Source organism: Polaromonas sp. P1_F4 (assembly GCF_056405675.1).
Genome location: NZ_JBFUBP010000003.1, coordinates 361956 through 381758 on the forward strand (window position 1 = coordinate 361956; position 19803 = coordinate 381758).

Here is a 19803-nt window from a genome sequence, read left to right on the forward strand (position 1 = left end):
GACGTGTTTCATGACAAAGGCGTGACAGTACTTTTGACTGATGGTGCGCCCGCCTGAAGGGGTACGCAAGCACTGCCCCTGTTATTGCCGGGGTTGGCCTGAGCGCTGTTCTTCCCGGCAGTTACGAGGAAAGACTCGAAAAGCTGCGCCGCATGGGCCCAGCTGAAGTCCAGCGCGCGCGAACGGGCCTCATGGCGGGGCACAGCCAAAGCGCTGTAACAAGCCTGTTGCAAATCCTCATGCATGACACCACCGTGACAGCTTCCATCGGGTTTTCCAAGCACTTCCAGCGGGCCGTCGACCGGGTAAGCCGCCACCGGCGTGCCGACTGCCATGGCTTCGAGCATCACCAGGCCAAAAGTTTCCGACCGGCTGGGAAAGGCAAACACATCGGCGGCGGCATAGACCTTGGCCAGCTCATCCCGGGGCAGAACGCCCATCCAGCGGACCTGCGGATAACGCTCCTTGAGTGTCGCCTCCAGGGGCCCTACCCCGCAGACCACCTTGGTCCCCGGAATGTCCAGCTTGAGGAAAGCCTCGATGTTTTTCTCATACGACACCCGGCCCACAAACAGCGACACCGGCCGCACCACCGTCCCCATGGGCGGGTACAGCCGCGCTTGCGGCTCAAAGCCGAAAAGCTCCGTGTCCACGCCGTGCGTCCAGCTGCGCAGGTTCTGAAAGCCCCGCTGCTCCAGCATGCGCAACACGCCGTGGGTAGGCACCATCACACCCGACGAGGGCCTGTGGAAATGGCGGAACAGCGCATAACCCCAGGACAGCGGAATCTTCAATGCCGCATGAAGGATCTCGGGGAACTTGGTGTGAAACGCGGTGGTGAACTTCAGGCCGCGCTTGAGGCAATAGCTGCGCGCAGCCCAGCCCAGCGGGCCTTCGGTGGCAATGTGGATGGCCTCGGGCGCAAAGGCATCGAGCTTTTCGGTCAGGCCGCGTTTGGGGCGCACCGCCAGGTCAATGCCGGCATAACCCGGGCAAGGCCGCGTCTTGAAAAGGCCCGGCTGGATCACTTCCACCTGGTGCCCCAGCTCCTGAAGCTCCCGCACCAGCTCCACCAGGGTGGTGACAACACCATTGACCTGCGGTTGCCAGGCGTCCGTAACAAGAGCGACCCTCATGCAGTCACCGTGGAAGCTATGTGGCCGCGGCCCTGCGTCTCGTGCGCAGGCGCCCAGTGCACCAGCTCCAGCGTGCCGTCGAAGTTCTCGACCAGCGCGGTGCGGCTTTCCACCCAGTCACCGTCGTTGCAGTACAGCACGCCGTTGATGTCGCGCATCTCGGCGCGATGGATGTGCCCGCAGACCACGCCCTGGTGGCCGCGGCGGCGGGCTTCATTGGCCACGGCCTCTTCAAAGTCGGTGACGTAATTGAGCGCGCTTTTGACTTTTTGCTTCAGGTAAGCCGACAGCGACCAGTAAGGCAGGCCCAAACGGGCGCGCAGGCTGTTGAGGTGGCGGTTGAGTTTGAGTGTGAATTCATAGAGGTTGTCGCCCACGTACGCCAGCCACTTGGCGCACTGCACCACCGCGTCGAAGTAATCGCCGTGGATGATCCACAGCTGCCGGCCGTCGGCGGTGGTATGCACGGCTTCATCGATCACCTCGATACCGCCGAACTGGTTGCCAATAAATTCACGCGCAAACTCATCATGGTTGCCCGGTACATAAACCACGCGGCAGCCTTTGCGGGCGCGGCGCAGCAGTTTTTGCACCACGTCATTGTGCGACTGCGGCCAGTACCAGCGCCGGCGCAGCTGCCAGCCGTCGACGATGTCGCCCACGAGGTACAGGTTGTCGCTCGGGTGGGCCTTCAAAAAATCCAGCAGCGCGGCCGCCTGGCAGCCGGGCGTGCCCAGGTGGATGTCGGAAATAAAGATGGTGCGGTAGCGCTTGCGCAGCGAGTCGTCGTCATCATGGTCGTCGCTGTTCCCGCTGAAGCCGTTGCCCAGCGCGCCCATGGCGTCAAACATGCTGCGCATCAGGCCTCCGAAGGGCTGCCCGACACAGGCTTGCCGGAAAAATGCTTGAGGTAGCGCGGTGGCAGGTCGGCGATGCGCATCATCATGGGCAGGTCGGCCGAGTTGAAGTCCGGGTCCCAGGCCGGTGCGCCCAGCACTTTCGCGCCCAGGCGCAGGTAGCCCTTGATCAGTGCGGGCGGCTCCACGTCCAGCGTGTCGTCCAGCTTTTCCACCGGCAGCGCCAGGCGCGGTGTGACGCGGTATTCAATGGGCGCCAGATGCGTTTGGCGCACCTGGCGCCAGATGCTGGCGGCCGCGTGCCCACTCGACACGCCGTTGTGCTGCATCGGAATGCTGGCGCAGCCGATCATCGTGTCCAGCTGGTTGCGCGCCATGAATTCAGCCAGCGCACCCCACAGCGCCAGGATGACGCCGCCGTGGCGGTGGTCGGCATGCACGCAGCTGCGGCCCAGCTCGACCATGCGCTCACGCAGGGAGCGCAGGCGAGTGAGGTCGAACTCGGTGTCGCTGTAGGTACTGCCCACGCGCTTTGCCTGGGTCGGCGTCAGCACGCGGTAGGTGCCTATGACTTCCTGGCTGTCGGCATCACGCACCAGCAGGTGTTCGCAATAGTCGTCAAACAGGTCGACGTCGTGGCCGGGCAGCACCTTGGAAAGGTTGGCACCCATTTCGAGCGCAAAAACCTGGTACCTCAGGCGCTGCGCCTGCCGGACCTCGTCCTGGTGCCGGGCCCAGCTGACCGTGATTTTCCCCACGGCAGGCCTTTGAACAACGGCGGGAATGACAGCATGACCGCTTTGATGAAGTGACCCCCGTGGCATTGCGACTGGCGACAATGCAAAGGTGGGATTGGGCAGTTCTTTCATGGCTAACTCCTTGTTTCCTGGTGTCTCAACAACTTCGGCAACTCATCAACTCGGCAATTCAGCAACTTCAAATCGCGCTGTAAAAAAGCCCCAAAAAAGGGGCTTTGACTCTCAATCACCGGCGGTCAGCGAAACCACCTTGTCACGTCGCCCCAAACCGGCGGCCAGCATCGGCCGCGCGTTCGAAAGACCCTCAAGCCAGGGCCGGGTGCCCGCCTTGAAGCGCAAGCCGCCCGGGCTGTTGGCCAAGGCTTGCGCGGTGCAGCGCAGGATGCGCAGGCACTGCTTGTTGAAGTCCTGGATGCCGCTGCTCAGGGTGCGGCTGGGGCCCTGCGCCTGTCCGTCATTAGCCAGGCTGGCCTGTTGTGGATTCGCTCCCATCGAGTGCTCCGTCATGCTGGTCATGGCGTGATTCTGGGATCCGGGAGTGACGCGTTCGTGTCAGTTCAATGGCAGTTGTGTGACACCGGAAGAAATTCGCGCCGTGCGGCGGGCACGCGTCGGCCGCCTGCGCAACGCGTTTAAGAGCCGACCGCGTACCTGGTTGCCAACAGCACTTCGAGCCTCTTTTTTATGGCTTCGCATTCGTCCGCCTCCAGACGGCTGAACTGGGCTGCCCAGGCTTTGGATGAAGCAAATTTTGGAAACTGCGGAGGTTCGCCCCATTGCCAATCAGGGTGACTCGCTTTTGGGCTTCTTCCAAAAATGTGCAGATGCATTTTTCGGTGAAGTTGAGGGGTTTTTGGTCCGGGTGGATGCGCCAGTTCGTTGAGCGCGTTGTTACCTGCCTCCCAGTAATTCAGGCAACCTCCGGCGAGTTGGGGCAGTGTTTCCAGCATGGCTCTTGCGGTGGCTGCGACCAGGCAGCCCCATAGCGCCAGTTCATTGGGCGTCAATTCACTTCTTTCCCACACCGGCCGGGGCGGATTGACCAGCAAATGTCCGCCATCGCTTCGATGGTTCATCGGCGTGGCGGGTAACGCGACCGTGCCGCCGGCGCAATTGATGAGTGTGTGGTGAATGTCCAAGTGAAAATCTCCAAAAGAAGCGAGGGAATGAAAAGAGTGACATCGGATGCGCTCTCAGTTGCTGCGCTGCCTCAGGCAGGCCATGGCGGTGGCCGAAAGAAGAAGTGCAGCAACGCCGTAAATCCATGCGGAGGGCACGATGGGCAACAACAGGCCGGCCAGCACCGGGCCTGCGCCGGCTCCCATGTCGCGCCAGACCGAGCGTGTGGCGAGGGCCTGTATGCGTCCGGGCCCCGGCGTGCGCAGTGCGACCAGCGGCGGCAGCAGCGGCAACAGCAAGGCACGCAAAACCACAATGGCAAGTGCGCAAGTCCACAGCCAGCCGAAGCCAAAGCCCACCAGGGCAACAGAAGTGAGCACGGAGAAAGTCACCATAAGAACTTCGACGCCATGCTTTTCTGCCATGTGTCCGCCGGCAGAACTCAAGACAATTTCCGCCAGGTAACGGACCGACAGCAGAAGCCCCGCCACGATGACCGGGTTGCCGGGCAACAGGTCACGGCCCAGATAAGAGAGGCCGATGATGAACAGGCCGTCCAGCACCAGGCCTTCCGTGAAGGAAAAGATGTCCAGCCCGCCCGGGAGCCTGATTCCTGTTTTCCGTGGTGCCGGCTCGGCATGTGCGGCGGTTGGCAGCTGCCGTGCGACCAGCAAGGCACTCAACGCAACAGCCGCGAACAGGAAAAAAATAACTTTGGGGCCAAACCAAAGCGCACACACGCCGCCCAAAGGAAGGGCAAGCATGGGCCCCAGTGCCGTGAATGCGCGGGACCGCCCTGCCCGACGCGCCGCGCCCGCCGGTTCGGCGGTGGCCAATGCTTGGGTGGCCAGGTTCAGGGCTGCGAAGGCCAGGCCCCACAAGAGCCGCAAGAACAACAGGGCGACGAACCCGGTCAGCATCGCGTAACCCAGCGCGCACACCGCGGCCGCCAGCGCCGCCAGTGAGCAGGTGAGCCGTTCACCGTTGTGGGCGTAAAACCTTGCAACTGCTCCATAGCCCGCAATGCGCACCAGGCGGTTGGCGGCCAGAAGAATGCCCGCTTCGGGCAAGGTGACGCCAAACGCAGGAGCGAACATCGGCAGGAGCAGGTAGAGCACCGTGTCCCCCGGAAGTGAGAGCCCGAGCACCATGGCGGCATGGCGCGAGTTGCGGTCAGAAGTAGAAGCCGTGATCTGTTGCATGGCTTGTATGGTGCGCAGGGCCGCCTCTCCCGACAAACGATATTAGTGCGCGGCACGTGTGAGAAAATTGCACGCATGTTGCCTCGCCTGCCTCCGTTGAACGCGGTCCGCGCTTTTGCGGCGGCGGCGCGCCATCAGAGTTTCAGCCGGGCTGCCCTGGAATTGCATGTGACGCACGGCGCCATCAGCCGCCAGATCAAGGCGCTGGAAACCTATCTTGGCGTGGACCTGTTCGAGCGAAAAACCCGGCAAGTTCTTCTAACGGCGGCCGGCCATCAGTTCCATACGCAGGTAGGCCCCGCACTCGAGCAGATTGGCGCAGCCGCCGAATCACTCAGGGGTGGAACGCCATTGCGCGCCGTCAAGATCAACGTCCGGCCCACGTTCGCGGTGCGCTGGCTGATTCCAAGGTTGTCAGCGTTCGTGGCGAAGCACCCGGACATCGAACCGCAGGTGATGACCAGCACCTTGCCGCCGGACAAAGCGGTGGATGAATTCGATCTGGCCATCCGGCGGAGCACCAAGGGGTGGCCGCCGGCGATGCAGATTCATCCATTTCTGGAAGACGAAGTTCTTGTTGTGGGGTCGCCTGCACTGTTTGCCAGCCGCCCCGTCACCAGCCCGCACTCTTTGGCGTCCCATGTCCTGCTGTTATCCAAATCGCGCAACCATGATTGGGAAAACTGGAAAAAGCAGGTGAACGCGCCAGAGTTGAATCCCGCCAGTTGCCTGCAATTTGACCATTTGCACTTTGTGCTTCAGGCCGCCGTCGACGGGCTGGGTTTTGCCTTGGCACCGGTATCGCAAATTACCCATGACATGGCGGCGGGGCGGTTGATGAGCCCCTTGCCGGAATTGCGGATGGCGCTGGGTCGCCACTATTTTGGCCTTGCGCCCAATGCCGCCCCGGAGACACAGCAGTTTGCGCAATGGCTCATGGACGAACTGAACGCCACGCCTTCGGCGGAAGATTGAGACCGGCAGCGAAGCGCCGCGCCGCGTAGGAGATCACCGACCTTTTTTCGGGAATGTCGCGCGCGAAGCGCCCTGCCCCGGCGCAGTATTTTCAAGCTCTCGCCATCACAGCGATCACGGCGAAGAAAACCCAGCCAAGGAGAACCGACATGCCCAGAGGCGACAAATCTGCCTACAGCGACAAGCAAAAGCGCAAGGCTGAACACATTGAAGAAGGCTACGAAGACCGCGGTGTCGGCAAGGAAGAAGCCGAGCGCCGCGCCTGGGCCACCGTCAACAAGGAAACCGGCGGCGGCAAAAAGTCGGGCTCGGGCCGCGGCAAGGCGGAAAACCATGCGCCGTCCCGCAAAGGCGGGCGCCTTGGCGGCGCCGCCGCAGCTTCCCGCAGTGCGGAAGAGCGGTCAGCCTCTGCCAAAAAAGCCGCCGCCACCCGCAAGCGGAATGCGGCCAGGAAATAGCCACAGCGAGACTGGCCTGCGTGTAGCGGGGGCATCCAATCGCTATGCTTTTAATAGCTGCTTGCGCCCGTCCCTATTGGCTTACGGGTCGAAATAACCCTCAAAACAAGCCATCCAGACACTGAAAAGGCGCTTGAGGAGTGAAAAAGCGCCGCAACGCCCTGAAAATCAGTGTTCTGGCCTGTTTTCAGGCATGAAATAGCCATCGAATCCAACAGGGACGGGCGCAAGCAGCTACTAAAAAGATAGCAACTCGACAATTATCCCGCCGCCAACGGCCGCTTTTCAACGCGGGGCTGGAGGCGGCTCCCGCCTGCGGCTGCCAATCCAACGCGCACCGGCATCCAGACCACGGCAAACCCCGGTGGAGACCAAACCGGTGACGACAAGCATCGCCGCGGTATGAACGCCTACCGCCGCGAGAGCCAGCGCCAGCGGTCCTGATCCGGTTAACCCTGCGGCCGACGCCTCCCCTGCGCACAACGGGACCAGGGCCGGCACCAGCATCAAGCCAGCACCATGCGCGGTGGACATCATGAAAGACCAGAGCGCCAGCCCGGCGTGCCCCGCCGGCGCGCGCGCCGCCCTGGGTGCGCGGCCCGACAGGTGAACCACGGCGAAGGCGGCCAGCAGGCCGCCTGCCAGTACCTGCAGGGTGAAGCGATCCAGCGCCAGGCCCCCTGCTACCGCGCCAGCCACCAGCGCGATCGAAGCGGTGTGCCCGACCGCAATCGGCAGCAGCGCCCGCAGCGCCTGCGACCGGTCACGCGCACGCACGCCCCAGGCAGCGGCGACCGCCCAGCCGGTAGCGGGGTTCAACCCATGAAGGGCGCCGACCCCTGCCACCACAAGCCACGGCCAAAAGCTTGACATGATGTGCGCGCCGGTGGCGGACTGCTCAGGCCTTGGTGCTGCAGCACGAATCGGCTTCGGGCGCGGGCGTGAATGCGGACGCAGTTTCGTAGCGGTCGTGGTGGCGCACCCAGTCCATCTTGTAAAACCCGTCATGCTCGCTTCGCCCCTTGGGCGTGAGGTCCAGCATGTTGTAGGTGCCCATCATCACCTCCACACCGCGCCCGTAGGTCGAATAGGTGTGGAAGACTTCGCCTGCGTCATCCTTGTAGAACAGGCTGATGCCGGGCGCTTCCTCGGCCGGGAATTCGGTCATGCCGTAGTTGTAGTTGACGGTGCCGTTGACCCTTTCCTCGGGCTTGAAGCTCACGTGGAAGTCGTAGTTGAAGTCGCTGCTGTTCGAAGAAACCCACTTGAAGTTCCAGCCCATGCGGCGGCGAAAACGCTCGATCTCGGGCAGCGTGGCGCGCGAGACGGCCACAAAACTCACGTCGCGGTTCTCCAGGTGGATCTGCATGCCGGCCGTGTGGTCGGCCATGTAAGAGCAGCTCGGGCAGCCCTGCTCCCAGCCCGGGCCGAACATGAAGTGCTGCACCATCAGCTGGCGGCGCCCTTCGAACAGGTCGGCAAGCGAGCGTTTGCCTTCGGGCGTGTCGAAGACATAGTCTTTCTCGATACGGACCCAGGGGAGCGCGCGGCGCTCGCCGGCGATCCGGTCGCGCAGGCGTGTCAGTTCTTTCTCCTGCGCCAGCAGCGTCTTGCGCTCGGCCAGCCATTTGTCTCTGGACACGACGGAGTGCTTCATGGGGGATGTTTCGGTCATGGTGGTATTCATGGTGTTCTCCTGGGTTGAACAAATGAGTGATTAAGTCGGTGATTAAGTGGATAAGCGGCAGGCGGTCTGGGATCAGGCAACGGCCGGTTGTTCACGGCGCATCGCCGTCTGCACGGCAGGCCGGGCCGCGATGCGTGCCTGGAACGCCAGCAGGTTCGGGAAGGCCGACAGGTCCAGCTTGACGAACTCCGCCCAGCGCGTGACCACAAACAGATAGGCATCGGTCACCGTGAAACGGTCGCCCAGCAGGAACGGCGTGCGGTCCAGCGCGGCTTCCAGCAGACGGTAGTGTTTGTGCAGATGGGCCATGCGTGCGCTGCGAACCTCATCGCTGCAAGCCGGGTTGAACAGCGGCATGTAGCCTTGGTGCAGCTCTGAATTGATGTAGCCCAGCATCTCCTGCAGGCGATAGCGCGCCATGCTGCCGCTGGCGGGTGCCAGCTTCGCCTCAGGCTTCAGGTCGGCAAGGTACTGCACAACGGTGGGGCCTTCCGTCAGCAGGGTGCCGTCGTCCAGCCGGAGCACAGGCACCAGGCCTTTGGGATTGATGGCAAGAAAGTCTTCGCCGTGCTCGGTGCGCTTGGCGACCACGTCGACCTTCACGAGTTCAATGGCAAGGCCCAACTCATTGGCCACGATGTGCGGCGACAAAGAACAGGCGGACGGGCTGTAGTAAAGCTTCATGGTTTTTCTCCTTGGCTCGATGAGCCGTTTGCTTCGGTTTGCGTTGCGTGGGTCAATGCGCTGCCCGACCCGTGCTGGTAACAGGTGCGCTCGTTATCGGTCCTTGTGACCGAATGGGGTTGTCAGCGCAGGGAGGCCTGCGCTGTGTTCTATGCGGCCCTTGCCGCTTTTGCTGCTTTTGCTGCTTTAGGCCGCCGCACGGCTCGGACTTTTCCGCTCTTGCCGCCGCCCGCATAGAAGAGGTCTGCGCCGTCGGACTCCAGGCCGCTGACGCCGACGCCTTTCGGCATTTCCAGCCGCTCAATCACGGCGCCGCTCTTCGGATCGATGCGGCGGATCTCGCTGTCGTCGCCCTCCCAGGTGCCGTGCCAGAGTTCGCCGTCCACCCAGGTCACGCCGGTGACGAAGCGGTTGGATTCAATCGTGCGCTGGATGGCACCTGTCTTCGGGTCGACCTGATGGATCTTGCGGTCGCGGTACTGGCCCACCCACAGGCTGCCTTCGGCCCAGGTCAGGCCCGAGTCGCTGCCGCTGCCGGGCGCCGGGATGGAGGCCACCACCTTGCCGGTGGCCGGGTCGATCTTGTCGATGCGCGTCTCGGCGATCTGGTAGAGGTGTTTGCCGTCGAAGGCGGTGCCGGCGTCGCAGGCACGTTCCAGTGTGCGTGTCTGCTCGCCGCTGGCGGGGTCGAAGGCGATCAGCCTGGCACCGGTGGCGGCCCAGACGCGCTTGCCGTCGTGGGTGACGCCAGCGACGTCATCGACGCCGGGGAAGCCGTACTCGCGCACGATCTCGGCCGGGCGCGCCTTGGGCTCGGCTTTGCTATTGAGTGTCTTGCTGCTCATCGTTGCTCCTTGTGTTGCACCATTCGTGATGCGATGGAGTCAACTCTATCCAATCGGCAGAGAAGCGGGGAGTAACAAGATCGTCGTGAATCCGGCCAGCGGCGGCGCCAGCCAACGCTGCGCCCGTGCCCGACCGATGGAGCGCACCCGCCCGCCAGCTTCCAGGTCGGCCAGCGCCCGCTGCACGGTGCGCTGGTTCACCCCCAGCGCCAACGCCAGGGCCGAAGTGGACCAGGCCGCGCCGTCCGACAGCAGCGCCACCAGCGAGGCCTGCTCGCCGTCAATGGGCGGAGCCAGCACAGCCACGTCGCGTTCACCAAGCGGCTTCAGGATGAAGCCCCGCTCGGTGGCCTCGATGCTTGCGAGTGTTTTGACCAACGCGCGCAGGCGGCCGATTTCGACCCTCAGGCGCGCCCTGTGTGTCTCGTCGGGGCGTGTGGTGCGAAAGGCGGATTCGATCAGCGCTTCGCGGCTGATATCGCCCGGCCATGCTTCGGCGAGTGAACGTGCCAGGGAGAACAACACCGGCCGGCGCGCCAGCGGCCGCCACTGGTCTCCGGCGCCCAGCCCGCGGCGGCAGGCATCGACCACCAGTGCATCCGAGGCCAGGAGCGCCGAGACCTCGTCAAGGCGCAGCGCCTGCTCTCCGCTAGCTGTGAGGCGCCGGGCGGCGGGCCTGTCGAGCGCAGCACGCGCTTCGGTGACTTCGGCCATGAGCGCCGGCACCTGCGCGCGTTCGGCTGCTGCGTGTGCACGTGCCAGTGCCATTCGCGCCTCGCCCACGCGGAGCGATCGCAATGCCAGCTCGGCGGATGTGAGTTCGGCGACAGCCCGCAGTGAAGGCGGCAGGCCGCGCGCATCCAGCTTCGCCAGCGCCGCTGCGGCCTCATCAAGCCGTCCCAGCAGCAACAGCCGCCGTGCGGTGATGAGCCAGGCCTGCAGCGCGTTGGCCGTGTCGGTATGCGCCTCCAGCGTGGCTGCCGCAGCCGCCAGTGCGCGTGGTGAGCCGGCAAAGTCACGCATGGCCATCGCCACTTCGGCCTCGGCTACTACGCAGCGCGCTCGCGCCAGTTCTTCATGCACGCCGAAGCCGCGTGCGGCGCGTTTCAGGAGTTCGCGGGCGCGCGGGTGCTCGCCCAGCTGGGCCATGGCGATGCCGCGCAGGGCCAGCGCCGGCGGGTCGTCGCGCAGGGCGACGTGCTTGAGCGCGCCGAGCGCATCACCGGCGGCCAGTGCGCGGGCGGAGGCGGCAATCAGAGAATCCATGGCAAGAGGCTACACGGCCCGGCCGACGCAAGCCAGGTCAGGCCCGTGACAACCGACGCGCCGGCTGCACCCCGGTGCGCGGCAGGCTGGCGCTGACCAGCGCCGCGGCCAGCGTGACCAGCCACGAGTAATACACCCACACCAGAAAAGCCAGCAGTGGCGCGAAGGCGCCGTAGATCGTGCGGTAGGTGGGCACGTTGGCCAGGTAAATCGCGAAGCCGTACTTGCCCAGCTCAAACGCGATGCCGGCCAGCAGGCCACCTGCGATCGCATGAGTCCAGCGCACGACGGTGTTCGGTACAAAGCGGAACAGGCAGGTGAAACCGATGGCGCTCAGAATGGCGGGCCCCAGGTTAATGGCATGCGGCACCCAGGCAGGCCGCGCGCCCACCAGCCCGCTGGAAGCCGCGACCAGATAAGACGCGGCCCACAGGCTGGCGCCGATGAGCACCGGCCCCGTGAGCAGCATGCCGGCGTACAGGCCCAACCGGCGCAGAACCGGGCGTGACTTCTTCACCTGCCATATCCGGTTCAGCGTGTTTTCCATGCTCAGCAGCAGCGTCAGGGCCGACACCAGCAGCAGCGCAAAGCCCACCAGCGTGAGGCCATTGGCATTGCCCGCAAACTGCGCCAGGTGCTTCAGCACCGTCTTGGCGATGCCCTCCGGCAACAGGCCGCGCAGCAGGTGCTCGCGAATCGCGTCACCGGTGGCATGCAGCGCTGGCGTACGCGCGAACAGTGCGAAGCTCACCGCCAGCATCGGCACCATGGACATCACCATCGTGAACGTGAGGCCGCCCGCCGCCTGGGCGATGCGCTCTTCCCGGCCGCGCCGCAGGAGCAGGCTGATCAGGTTGCCCTGGTTTCGGCTTGTGGTCGCCATGGAGTCGATGGGCTTGCGTCGCGCCGGTCAGGAAGTGCCGGCTCGCTCAGCCCAGCAGGCGAAACAAGCCATAGAGAGAGAGAAGTCCCGATGTCACCAGAAGTCCGGTTTTCACCGAACGGGCACCGACCAATGCGCCGATGACGCTGCAAGCCAGGATGGCGCCGAGAATGTAGGTTGTTTTCATGCCCGCAATGGTAAAGCCTTCGCCTGGCCCTCGATGATGTGCGGGGAAGGTTGTGGGGTGAAACCAACTCCTGGTTGACGATAACGTCAGGAAATATTTTTCGCCAAATCCCCAGCACGAAACATTCCCGCCGGCCTGACGAAATTTCCGCCTCCCAGATGATGAATAGTCTGCAGATCGAGGTTGTCGTCGCCGAAGCGCCAGTGCCCCTGCTGGAACACACGCTCATCGGCGGCGGCAGCGACCACTTCCGCAAAGCAGGTGTCGTAGGCGTCTTCGGTATGCGGCTCGCGGATCAGCCGGCACTCCAGCCATGCCGCGCAGCCCTCCTCCAGCAAGGGCATGCCAAGCACCGGTCCCTTGCGGGCCTTCAAGCCGTGTTGCGCAAACTTGTCGCCCGTGCGGCCGGACTGACTGCCGACCGCGTGCGCCAAACCGGCCAGGGCCGTGCATGGAAGGCATATGCCGAAGCCGCCGCTGGCGGTGATGAGTTCACGCGTATAGGTTTTCTTGTCGATCACGATGGCAATGCGAGGCGGCGTGAACTCCACGGGCATCGACCAGGCGGCGGCCATCACGTTGCGCGCCGTGCCGTGCGCGCTCGTCACCAAAACCGTTGGCCCATGGTTGATCAGGCGGCTGGCGTGTGCGAGGGCGACTTCCTTGAAGTGTGTCATGTCATTTCTTCCCGGTGCATTTCATGCCGCCGATTATGTTGGGCCCGATGCGTTTCAGGGTGGGCTGCTCCCCTCGCCCTCGCCCTCTTCCTCGCTACTTCTTCGTGTAGTCTTCCAGCGGCTTGTCGCTCAGGTTGGCCCATGCCGCCCTGGTCAGCTCCGATGCGGGCATGCCGACCTGTGTGTTGTTCGGCGGTATCGGCTGGACAAACCATTTGTCATAGAGCTTTGCGACCTCGCCGCTTTTCGCCATTCTGGCAATGCTGGCGTCCACCGCCTGTTTAAAGGAGGCATCCCCTTTGGGCAGCATGATCGCAATCGGCTCGACGCTCAGGACTTCTTTCAGCACCACATAGTTTTTCGGCTGTTTTGACTGGGAAATCATGGTGGCCAGGATCTGGCCGTCCGCCACGAACGCTTCGGCCCGGTCATTTTCAAGAAGCAGGAAACCTTCGCTGTTGTCCTTGCCATAAACCTCCTTGAAGTCGACGCCCGCCGCGCGTTCGTGCTTGCGGATGAGCTGAACAGCCGTGGCGCCGGATGTGGCCGACACAGTCCTGTTGGCAAGCTGGGACAGGCTGGTGATTCCGGTCCTGGTTTTGGTGGCGACCCGGACTTCTTCAATATAGAGCGTCGGCGCGAAGGCAACATCCTTTTGACGTGCGGTGTTGTTCGTCGTTGTCCCGCACTCCAGGTCTACCGTGCCGTTCTGGACGAGCGGGATCCGGTTTTGCGCGGTGACGGACTGAAAGCGTACGTCCAGCTTCGCCAGGCCCAGCTGTTTCTGGATATCCGCGATCACCCTTTTGCAGATGTCCACATGAAACCCTGTGTATTCGCCTGCGCCCAGCGTATAGGACATGGCGCCGGAGGCTTCACGGACGCCCATGGTGACGGCTGCCGTCTCCTTGATCTTCTTGAGCGTGTCGATTGGCTGCGCGGTGGCCGCAGCTCCCGCCAGGGTGAACGCTGCGGCAATGCCCGAACAGGCTACCAATTTCATCATCATGCTTCCTTCACTTGGCAAACAGGCTGTCGAGCGTGGCGAAGGCCTTGAACTCGATGGCGTTTCCGGACGGGTCGAGGAAGAACATGGTGGCCTGTTCACCAGGCTCGCCTTTGAAGCGAACGTAGGGTTCGATGACGAACTGCGTGCCCGCCGCTTTCAATCGGGCCGCCAGGACATCCCACTCGCCGAGGGACAGGATCGCGCCGAAGTGGCGAACGGGAACGTTGTGGCCATCAACAGCGCTGGTCTGGCGGTGGCCGCATTCGTCGGGCGCCAGGTGCGCCACGATCTGGTGGCCGTAGAAGTTGAAGTCGACCCATTCGCTGGAGCTTCGTCCTTCGGGACAACCCAGAAGCTCACCGTAAAACCGGCGTGCGACGGCGAGGTCGTGGACAGGGAATGCCAGATGAAATGGCGGAAGCGCTTTGGCGGGAGTGGTTGCGTTTTGCGGGGTCATCGAAAGCCTCTTTGAGTCGTGGAAGCCGCACTTTAGGTCGATTGATGCACTTTGAAAAACGATATATATTCAACCTGAGAATCAATAATTTCGATGAATTAATGAGAAACCCATGTGATTACCGAATTGAAAACCTTGATCGCGGTGGTGCGTTACGGCGGCTTTTCCGCCGCCGGCGGCCAGATTGGACTGACCCAGTCCGCCGTGAGCAGCCAGATCCAGCGGCTGGAAGAATCCCTCGGGCTTGCGCTCTTTGACCGGACACGGCGTTCCGCGGTGCTCAACGAAGCGGGTGCCAGGGTGCTCGCGCGTGCCGAAGAGATTGTTCTGCAGTTTTCAAAGCTGGGCGATGCGGGCACCGATGACGAGCTTGCCAGCACCTTGCGGATCGGCGCCATTGCATCTGTTCAGTCTTCGGTGCTTCCCCGAGCACTGGCAGCGCTGAGGAAGGAGAACCCGAAACTGCTCGTCCACATTGCTCCCGGCGTGTCCATGAAGCTCATGGACCAGCTCGACAGCGCTGAAATCGACGCAGCGGTGATGATCCGGCCTCCGTTCGGCATCCTGCCGGAAATGACCTGGCAAACCTTGATGTACGAACCCTTCAAGTTGCTCGTGCGCAAGGAAATCAAAGGGCGGGACTGGCGCGCATTGCTCCAGTCGCAGCCTTTTTTGCGCTATGAGCGCACGTCCTTCGGCGGGCGTCTGGTGACCCGGTTCCTGCGCGAGAACAAACTGGCGGTGCAGGACTCCATCGAGCTTGACGAGATCACGGGCCTGATGAACCTTGTCGCCGAAGGCCTTGGAGTTGCGCTGGTGCCGATGGTGGAGGCCTACCTGCCCATGCCACCGGGTGTGCGCGCAATCTCCCTGGGTGAAAAGACTTTTTACCGCGAGATCGGCATCCTGCGCAAAGGCATGAGTTCCCGCCGGCGCGTCACGCAGGCCCTGGAAAGATGTCTTCGCGAGGCCCTGTCGCCGCCTGTTCCATAAAGTTTTTTGCCATCAAGATCGGCAGCGCTTGTGGCGCCGGGAGATGCTGCCGGAGGCTCATCACCGTCGTGCCAGATGCCGTCCAGATGGTCATCGGCCGAGACCCCGGTTGGACTCCATCCAGCTGGCCAGTGCGGCTTCATAGGTAGCCGAGGCACTTGCAAGCCGAAATTCGGCACTGGCCGACCCGGCGCGCCCGGCAACAAAGCCTTGCCATCCGTCGCCGTCTTCTGCCTCATAGATGCATAGATCGAAGTCGCCCGGTGGAGGACTGTCACCCAGCATGAGGATGGTCGCGTCGTGCACCTTGTGAACCTTCATAGAGAGGCATTAGGCCACGAAACACCCTGCACACGTGAACTGCAAACGTTGTGACGGCCCGGCAAAGTGCTCGCAGGTAAATATTACCCAGCCCCAAAGAAAAAAGGCTTCAAAACCGAAGTTTCGAAGCCTTTTTTGCCGTTCTCAACTTAACGCCGAGAGAGCGGGTTGGCAACGGCATCTCTGCCGTTGACGGGGTTTGCAGGGCTTAGTAGCCGCCGCGACCACCACCGCCGCCGCCGTAGCCGCCACCGCCGGAACGATCGCCACCACCGTAGCCGCCACCACCGCCGCCGCCGAAGCCGCCGCTACGTGGAGGACGTGCTTCCATTGGACGCGCTTCATTCACGGTGATGCTGCGGCCGCCGAGCGACTGGCCGTTCATGCCGGAAATTGCAGCTTGTGCTTCGGCATCGTTGCCCATTTCGACAAAGCCAAAACCTTTGGAGCGACCGGTGTCGCGTTCCATCATGACTTTGGCGCTGGAGACAGAGCCGTATTGGCCGAAAGATTGTTGCAGGTCTTCGTCGCGGACCGTGTATGGCAGATTGCCGACGTAAAGTTTATTGCCCATGGGGACTCCTCAAAAATACATAAAACAAAAGCGATGGGGTCCCGAAAGCACAACAAACCTAAAAAGTACCGCCGTAGCGCGCGAAACTGACCGATCACCTAACCTGTGCGAATGCAATGGCAGCCGCACCTCCCGATTATGCGTGAGGAAACGCGGCGGCACCAGCATTCTTCTGCCTATAAGCGCAGCATTTGTCAAATCAGGTGCCCATTCCCTCGGTTAAACAGCGGAAATGACCGAAAAGACGCCATTACCGCGGATGCATGACCATGGACAGACCCCGTGCAACCGGCCGAGCAGTCGGACGGCCCGGACTGCGTTGCGCCAAGGACGGGAAGCTCAACGGCCCGCCACACGCTCCCCTTTGTCATTGACGACCTGTTCACCGTCTTCCTTGCTGAACGCACCCCGCTGTGGCGTGGGCAGGATGTCCAGCACGGCTTCCGAAGGCCGGCACAGGCGCGTGCCCAACGGCGTAACGACGATGGGCCGGTTGATCAGGATGGGATGGGCCAGCATCGCGTCGATCAGGGCTTCGTCGGCCAGCGTGGCATCGTCCAGGCCCAGATCCTTGTAGACGGATTCCTTTTCCCGGATTACCTCTCGCAGCGGCACCGCCATTTGCGCAACCAGCTCCCGCAGCTTCTCACGCGTAGGCGGGGTTTTCAGGTATTCGATGACCTCGGGTTCGATGCCGGCATTACGTATCAGCGCCAGCACATTGCGCGACGTGCCGCATTGGGGGTTGTGGTAAATCGTGACGGCGGAAGGCATATGTTTCACTCCTGAAAAAGGGATTGGTTGCATCGATTCAATAATTCAATTATATTTGAATTATGGAAACATTAATCCCAAACCTTGATTTTCCGCCGCTTGAAGAAGGTTCTGCCGTGAAGGCCCTGGCAGCGCTGGCGCAAGCCCAGCGCCTGCGCGCGTTCCGCGCCCTCGTCGTCGCCGGACCCGAGGGGTTGACGCCGGGCACGATGGCCGAGCAGCTGGGCGTAGCGCCCAGCGCGCTGTCTTTTCACCTCAAAGAACTTTCACACGCCGGCCTCGTCAGCAGCGAGGCGCGCGGGCGCAACCTGATCTACCGCGCCAACTTCGGGCAAATGAATGCGCTGCTCGGCTACCTGACAGAGCATTGCTGTGAAGGCGGCGCTTGCGAAGTAGCCACCCAGGCCGATTGCAGCAACTGCTGAACACCACCACCTCCATCCCGCACAGCCACCCTACACAACCAACCAAGGAGAGCCTCATGAAACGCTTCCATGTCCACGTCCACGTGACAGACCTCGAAAAGAACATAGCCTTTTACTCGGCCATGTTTGACCAGCAGCCGGCCCGCACCGAAGCCGACTATGCCAAGTGGATGCTCAGCGACCCGCCGGTCAACTTTGCCATCTCTACCCGGGGAAGTGCGCCCGGCGTAGACCATCTGGGCATTCAGGTCGACAGGCCCGAAGAGCTGCAGGCCCTGAAAGCCAGCGCCACCCGCGCCGACATGACGCTGCTGGACGAAGGCCCCACCACCTGCTGCTACGCCCGCAGCGACAAATACTGGCTGACCGACCCGCAAGGCATCGCCTGGGAGCAGTTCCATACGCTGGACAGCATTCCAGTGTTCAGCGAAGCCAAGCCCGCCGCCGGCAAGGCCTGCTGCGCCGCGCCCGCTGGCGCAGCTTCCAGCACAAAAGCGGCGTGCTGTTAAGCCCTGCCGTAGCGGAGGCATCCCGCTCCCCTGACGCGCCCTCGCTCGCGCGTCAGGCGCTGGCTGAATTCGTCGGCACTGCCGCCCTGCTCTGCGCCGTCATCGGCTCGGGCATCATGGCCGAGCGCTTGAGCGGCGGCAACATGGGTGTGGCCCTGCTGGCCAACACACTGGCCACCGTGTGGGCGCTGTACGTGCTGATCGAGCTGCTCGGGCCGGTCAGCGGTGCGCACTTCAATCCACTGGTCACCCTTGTTATGTGGTCAAAAGGCCCTGAGAACCATAAGAGACGGGCGCAAGCAGCTATTTTTTTCATAGCACTTCAATTGCTGGGCGCCGTAGCAGGGGCCTGGCTGGCACACGCCATGTTTGACATGAGCGTGCTGCAGTTCAGCACCAAACTGCGCAGCGGCTGGGGCCAGTGGCTGGCCGAAGCGGTGGCCACGGGCGGGTTGATCCTTGTCGTGCTGCGCGCCCCTGCGGCCAAGGCGCCGGCGCTGGTCGCCTGCTACATCGGCGCAGCGTACTGGTTCACCGCCAGCACCTCGTTTGCCAACCCGGCGGCTGTGCTGGGCCGCATGCTGTCAGACAGTTTTTCCGGCATCGCACCCGCTAGTGCAGCGGGCTTTGTGGCTGCCCAGGCTGCCGGTGCGTTGGCGGGCGTCGCCCTGCACCATGCGCTCGGCCGGCAGCAGGCCGTGAGCCAAGGCTGAAACGCAGGCGGCGAATCAAGGCGCCGCGTCCGTCCTTGGTACTCTTGTGGTTGTGACACCGAAAACGACAAGCCGCACCGCCACCATCGTCCAGCTGGGCATCGCCCAAACACTGGCGTGGGCCTCCAGCTACTACCTGCCGGCAATTCTGGCGGTGCCCATGGCACGCGACCTCGGCGTCAGCACGCCCACGGTGTTTGCCGCTTTTTCTGCCGCACTGGTGGTCTCCGCATTGCTGGGCCCGGCTGCGGGCAAGGCCATTGACCGGCACGGCGGAAGGCCGGTGCTGGCCGCGAACAGCCTGATTTTTGCCGCCGGCCTGCTGGTGCTGGCCCTGGCACAGGGGCCGGTGGGCCTGTTTGCCGGCTGGGTGATCCTGGGTGTGGCCATGGCCGCGGGCCTGTACGAAGCGGCCTTTGCCGCGCTGGTGCATCTGTACGGCAAAGACGCTCGCGGCGCCATCACCGGAATCACCCTGTTTGCCGGTTTTGCCAGCACGGTGGGCTGGCCCTTGTCGACCTGGCTGGAGCTTGAATGGGGCTGGCGTGCGACCTGTCTGGTCTGGGCCGCATTGCACTTGCTGGTGGGGCTGCCGCTGAACTGGCGGCTTCCGGCTTCGCCCGCGCCAGGCATTTCCACCGGGGCTCATTCAGCGGCAAGCCCGCCCGATGCCCTGGCTGCGTCCGCACCATCCACATCCACCTCTTCTCTCACCTCTTCCGCCTCCAGCAGCACCCGCACCGCAGTCCTGCTGGCGCTGGTGTTTGCCGTCACCTGGTTCATCAGCACGGCCATGGCCGCACACCTGCCGCGGCTGTTGCAAGCCCATGGCGTGCCACTGGCTACGGCACTGGTCTTTGCCGGGCTGGTCGGCCCTGCACAGGTTGCGGGCAGGCTGCTCGAATACGGCCTGCTGCGCAACATCCACCCGCTGGTGTCGGCGCGGGTGGCGGGCAGCCTGCACACGCTGGGCGCAATGGCGTTCCTGTTTTTCGGCGTACCGGCCGGCGCGGTGTTCACCCTGCTGCACGGCGCCGGCAATGGCGTGCTCACGATTGCCAAAGGCACGCTGCCGCTGGTGCTGTTTGGCGTGCTGGATTACGGCGCCCGCCAGGGATTGTTGATGGTGCCGGCCCGCTTTGCGCAGGCGACGGCGCCGTGGCTGTTCGGTCTGGCGATTGACCGTTTTGGAAGCGGTGCGCTGTGGTTCTCAGCGGCGCTCGGGTTGGTGGCGTTTGCGGCGCTGTTGATGCTGAGGGACGCTTCTCACGTGAAGCCCTAGGCACCGCAATTG

The 19803-nt window shown here is 63.2% G+C and carries 26 protein-coding genes; 7 read left to right on the forward strand and 19 right to left on the reverse strand.

All coding sequences use genetic code 11. The features are described 5' to 3' along the window. Nucleotides 1-8 precede the first annotated feature (8 nt). The 6 genes from AC1DYQ_RS09290 to AC1DYQ_RS09315 all read right to left on the reverse strand — a co-directional run bounded on the left by AC1DYQ_RS09290 (nucleotide 9) and on the right by AC1DYQ_RS09315 (nucleotide 5072). Nucleotides 9-1136, reverse strand: a complete 1128-nt coding sequence (locus AC1DYQ_RS09290) for a glycosyltransferase family 4 protein (RefSeq protein ID WP_477686546.1) — start codon at nucleotides 1134-1136, stop codon at nucleotides 9-11. After that, nucleotides 1133-1996 carry a UDP-2,3-diacylglucosamine diphosphatase gene (locus AC1DYQ_RS09295; RefSeq protein ID WP_477686547.1) on the reverse strand — a complete coding sequence of 288 codons (864 nt, stop codon included), beginning with the start codon at nucleotides 1994-1996 and terminating at the stop codon, nucleotides 1133-1135. The genes AC1DYQ_RS09290 and AC1DYQ_RS09295 overlap by 4 nt, the downstream gene beginning before the upstream one ends. Continuing rightward, on the reverse strand, nucleotides 1996-2862 hold the full coding sequence (locus AC1DYQ_RS09300) for a GNAT family N-acetyltransferase (RefSeq protein ID WP_477667214.1): 867 nt from the start codon (nucleotides 2860-2862) through the stop codon (nucleotides 1996-1998). The genes AC1DYQ_RS09295 and AC1DYQ_RS09300 overlap by 1 nt, the downstream gene beginning before the upstream one ends. A gap of 111 nt (nucleotides 2863-2973) precedes the next feature. Further along, complete coding sequence (locus AC1DYQ_RS09305; protein ID WP_477686548.1) at nucleotides 2974-3267, reverse strand: hypothetical protein; 294 nt, start codon at nucleotides 3265-3267, stop codon at nucleotides 2974-2976. A gap of 116 nt (nucleotides 3268-3383) precedes the next feature. Continuing rightward, the gene (locus tag AC1DYQ_RS09310) at nucleotides 3384-3890 is read right to left on the reverse strand and encodes a hypothetical protein (protein ID WP_477686549.1); all 507 of its coding nucleotides are present in this window, start codon (nucleotides 3888-3890) and stop codon (nucleotides 3384-3386) included. Nucleotides 3891-3944: 54 nt separating this feature from the next. After that, nucleotides 3945-5072, reverse strand: coding sequence for an MFS transporter (locus AC1DYQ_RS09315; protein WP_477686550.1), 1128 nt, complete (start codon nucleotides 5070-5072; stop codon nucleotides 3945-3947). Nucleotides 5073-5147: 75 nt separating this feature from the next. Here AC1DYQ_RS09315 and AC1DYQ_RS09320 point away from each other — a divergent pair, with 75 nt between their 5' ends. Both AC1DYQ_RS09320 and AC1DYQ_RS09325 read left to right on the forward strand, forming a co-directional pair. After that, nucleotides 5148-6047: a LysR substrate-binding domain-containing protein gene (locus tag AC1DYQ_RS09320; protein ID WP_477686625.1), complete on the forward strand. Its 900-nt coding sequence runs from the start codon at nucleotides 5148-5150 to the stop codon at nucleotides 6045-6047. A 149-nt stretch (nucleotides 6048-6196) separates the two neighbouring features. Further along, on the forward strand, nucleotides 6197-6505 hold the full coding sequence (locus tag AC1DYQ_RS09325; protein ID WP_477648835.1) for a plasmid stabilization protein: 309 nt from the start codon (nucleotides 6197-6199) through the stop codon (nucleotides 6503-6505). 285 nt (nucleotides 6506-6790) lie between these two features. Here AC1DYQ_RS09325 and AC1DYQ_RS09330 read toward each other — a convergent pair whose 3' ends face one another. The 10 genes from AC1DYQ_RS09330 to AC1DYQ_RS09375 all read right to left on the reverse strand — a co-directional run bounded on the left by AC1DYQ_RS09330 (nucleotide 6791) and on the right by AC1DYQ_RS09375 (nucleotide 14200). After that, nucleotides 6791-7378: a hypothetical protein gene (locus AC1DYQ_RS09330; protein WP_477686551.1), complete on the reverse strand. Its 588-nt coding sequence runs from the start codon at nucleotides 7376-7378 to the stop codon at nucleotides 6791-6793. 25 nt (nucleotides 7379-7403) lie between these two features. Next, a complete protein-coding gene (locus AC1DYQ_RS09335) occupies nucleotides 7404-8192 on the reverse strand; it encodes a DUF899 domain-containing protein (protein ID WP_477686552.1) in 789 nt (262 codons plus the stop codon). Between the two features lie 72 nt (nucleotides 8193-8264). Next, nucleotides 8265-8876: a glutathione transferase GstA gene (gene gstA / locus AC1DYQ_RS09340; protein WP_477686553.1), complete on the reverse strand. Its 612-nt coding sequence runs from the start codon at nucleotides 8874-8876 to the stop codon at nucleotides 8265-8267. Nucleotides 8877-9025: 149 nt separating this feature from the next. Continuing rightward, nucleotides 9026-9721: a Vgb family protein gene (locus AC1DYQ_RS09345; protein ID WP_477686554.1), complete on the reverse strand. Its 696-nt coding sequence runs from the start codon at nucleotides 9719-9721 to the stop codon at nucleotides 9026-9028. 45 nt (nucleotides 9722-9766) lie between these two features. Next, on the reverse strand, nucleotides 9767-10987 hold the full coding sequence (locus AC1DYQ_RS09350; protein ID WP_477686555.1) for a helix-turn-helix domain-containing protein: 1221 nt from the start codon (nucleotides 10985-10987) through the stop codon (nucleotides 9767-9769). A gap of 37 nt (nucleotides 10988-11024) precedes the next feature. Further along, entirely contained in the window at nucleotides 11025-11870 is an 846-nt protein-coding gene (locus AC1DYQ_RS09355) for a YhjD/YihY/BrkB family envelope integrity protein (protein WP_477686556.1), read from the reverse strand. A 46-nt stretch (nucleotides 11871-11916) separates the two neighbouring features. After that, entirely contained in the window at nucleotides 11917-12057 is a 141-nt protein-coding gene (locus AC1DYQ_RS09360; protein WP_477670911.1) for a hypothetical protein, read from the reverse strand. Nucleotides 12058-12143: 86 nt separating this feature from the next. After that, complete coding sequence (locus tag AC1DYQ_RS09365) at nucleotides 12144-12734, reverse strand: flavin reductase family protein (protein ID WP_477686557.1); 591 nt, start codon at nucleotides 12732-12734, stop codon at nucleotides 12144-12146. 94 nt (nucleotides 12735-12828) lie between these two features. Beyond that, on the reverse strand, nucleotides 12829-13743 hold the full coding sequence (locus AC1DYQ_RS09370; protein ID WP_477686558.1) for an amino acid ABC transporter substrate-binding protein: 915 nt from the start codon (nucleotides 13741-13743) through the stop codon (nucleotides 12829-12831). Nucleotides 13744-13750: 7 nt separating this feature from the next. Next, complete coding sequence (locus AC1DYQ_RS09375) at nucleotides 13751-14200, reverse strand: VOC family protein (RefSeq protein ID WP_477686559.1); 450 nt, start codon at nucleotides 14198-14200, stop codon at nucleotides 13751-13753. Nucleotides 14201-14314: 114 nt separating this feature from the next. Between AC1DYQ_RS09375 and AC1DYQ_RS09380 the strand changes: the two genes are divergently transcribed. Next, entirely contained in the window at nucleotides 14315-15193 is an 879-nt protein-coding gene (locus AC1DYQ_RS09380) for a LysR family transcriptional regulator (protein WP_477686560.1), read from the forward strand. Between the two features lie 90 nt (nucleotides 15194-15283). On the opposite strand, the gene AC1DYQ_RS09385 is transcribed toward AC1DYQ_RS09380, so the two are convergent. The 3 genes from AC1DYQ_RS09385 to arsC all read right to left on the reverse strand — a co-directional run bounded on the left by AC1DYQ_RS09385 (nucleotide 15284) and on the right by arsC (nucleotide 16862). Further along, nucleotides 15284-15514 carry a hypothetical protein gene (locus tag AC1DYQ_RS09385; protein ID WP_477686561.1) on the reverse strand — a complete coding sequence of 77 codons (231 nt, stop codon included), beginning with the start codon at nucleotides 15512-15514 and terminating at the stop codon, nucleotides 15284-15286. Nucleotides 15515-15722: 208 nt separating this feature from the next. Continuing rightward, nucleotides 15723-16088 carry an RNA recognition motif domain-containing protein gene (locus tag AC1DYQ_RS09390; protein WP_477657925.1) on the reverse strand — a complete coding sequence of 122 codons (366 nt, stop codon included), beginning with the start codon at nucleotides 16086-16088 and terminating at the stop codon, nucleotides 15723-15725. A 339-nt stretch (nucleotides 16089-16427) separates the two neighbouring features. Further along, nucleotides 16428-16862: an arsenate reductase (glutaredoxin) gene (arsC, locus tag AC1DYQ_RS09395; protein WP_477686562.1), complete on the reverse strand. Its 435-nt coding sequence runs from the start codon at nucleotides 16860-16862 to the stop codon at nucleotides 16428-16430. A 62-nt stretch (nucleotides 16863-16924) separates the two neighbouring features. Between arsC and AC1DYQ_RS09400 the strand changes: the two genes are divergently transcribed. Genes AC1DYQ_RS09400 through AC1DYQ_RS09415 form a run of 4 tightly spaced genes read left to right on the forward strand, consistent with a single transcriptional unit; the run spans nucleotide 16925 to nucleotide 19791 of the window. Next, nucleotides 16925-17287 carry an ArsR/SmtB family transcription factor gene (locus AC1DYQ_RS09400; RefSeq protein ID WP_477686563.1) on the forward strand — a complete coding sequence of 121 codons (363 nt, stop codon included), beginning with the start codon at nucleotides 16925-16927 and terminating at the stop codon, nucleotides 17285-17287. 56 nt (nucleotides 17288-17343) lie between these two features. Continuing rightward, nucleotides 17344-17796 carry an ArsI/CadI family heavy metal resistance metalloenzyme gene (locus AC1DYQ_RS09405; RefSeq protein WP_477686564.1) on the forward strand — a complete coding sequence of 151 codons (453 nt, stop codon included), beginning with the start codon at nucleotides 17344-17346 and terminating at the stop codon, nucleotides 17794-17796. A 59-nt stretch (nucleotides 17797-17855) separates the two neighbouring features. Continuing rightward, nucleotides 17856-18509: an aquaporin gene (locus AC1DYQ_RS09410; protein ID WP_477686626.1), complete on the forward strand. Its 654-nt coding sequence runs from the start codon at nucleotides 17856-17858 to the stop codon at nucleotides 18507-18509. A gap of 46 nt (nucleotides 18510-18555) precedes the next feature. Further along, nucleotides 18556-19791, forward strand: a complete 1236-nt coding sequence (locus tag AC1DYQ_RS09415) for an MFS transporter (protein ID WP_477686565.1) — start codon at nucleotides 18556-18558, stop codon at nucleotides 19789-19791. Nucleotides 19792-19803: the final 12 nt, after the last annotated feature.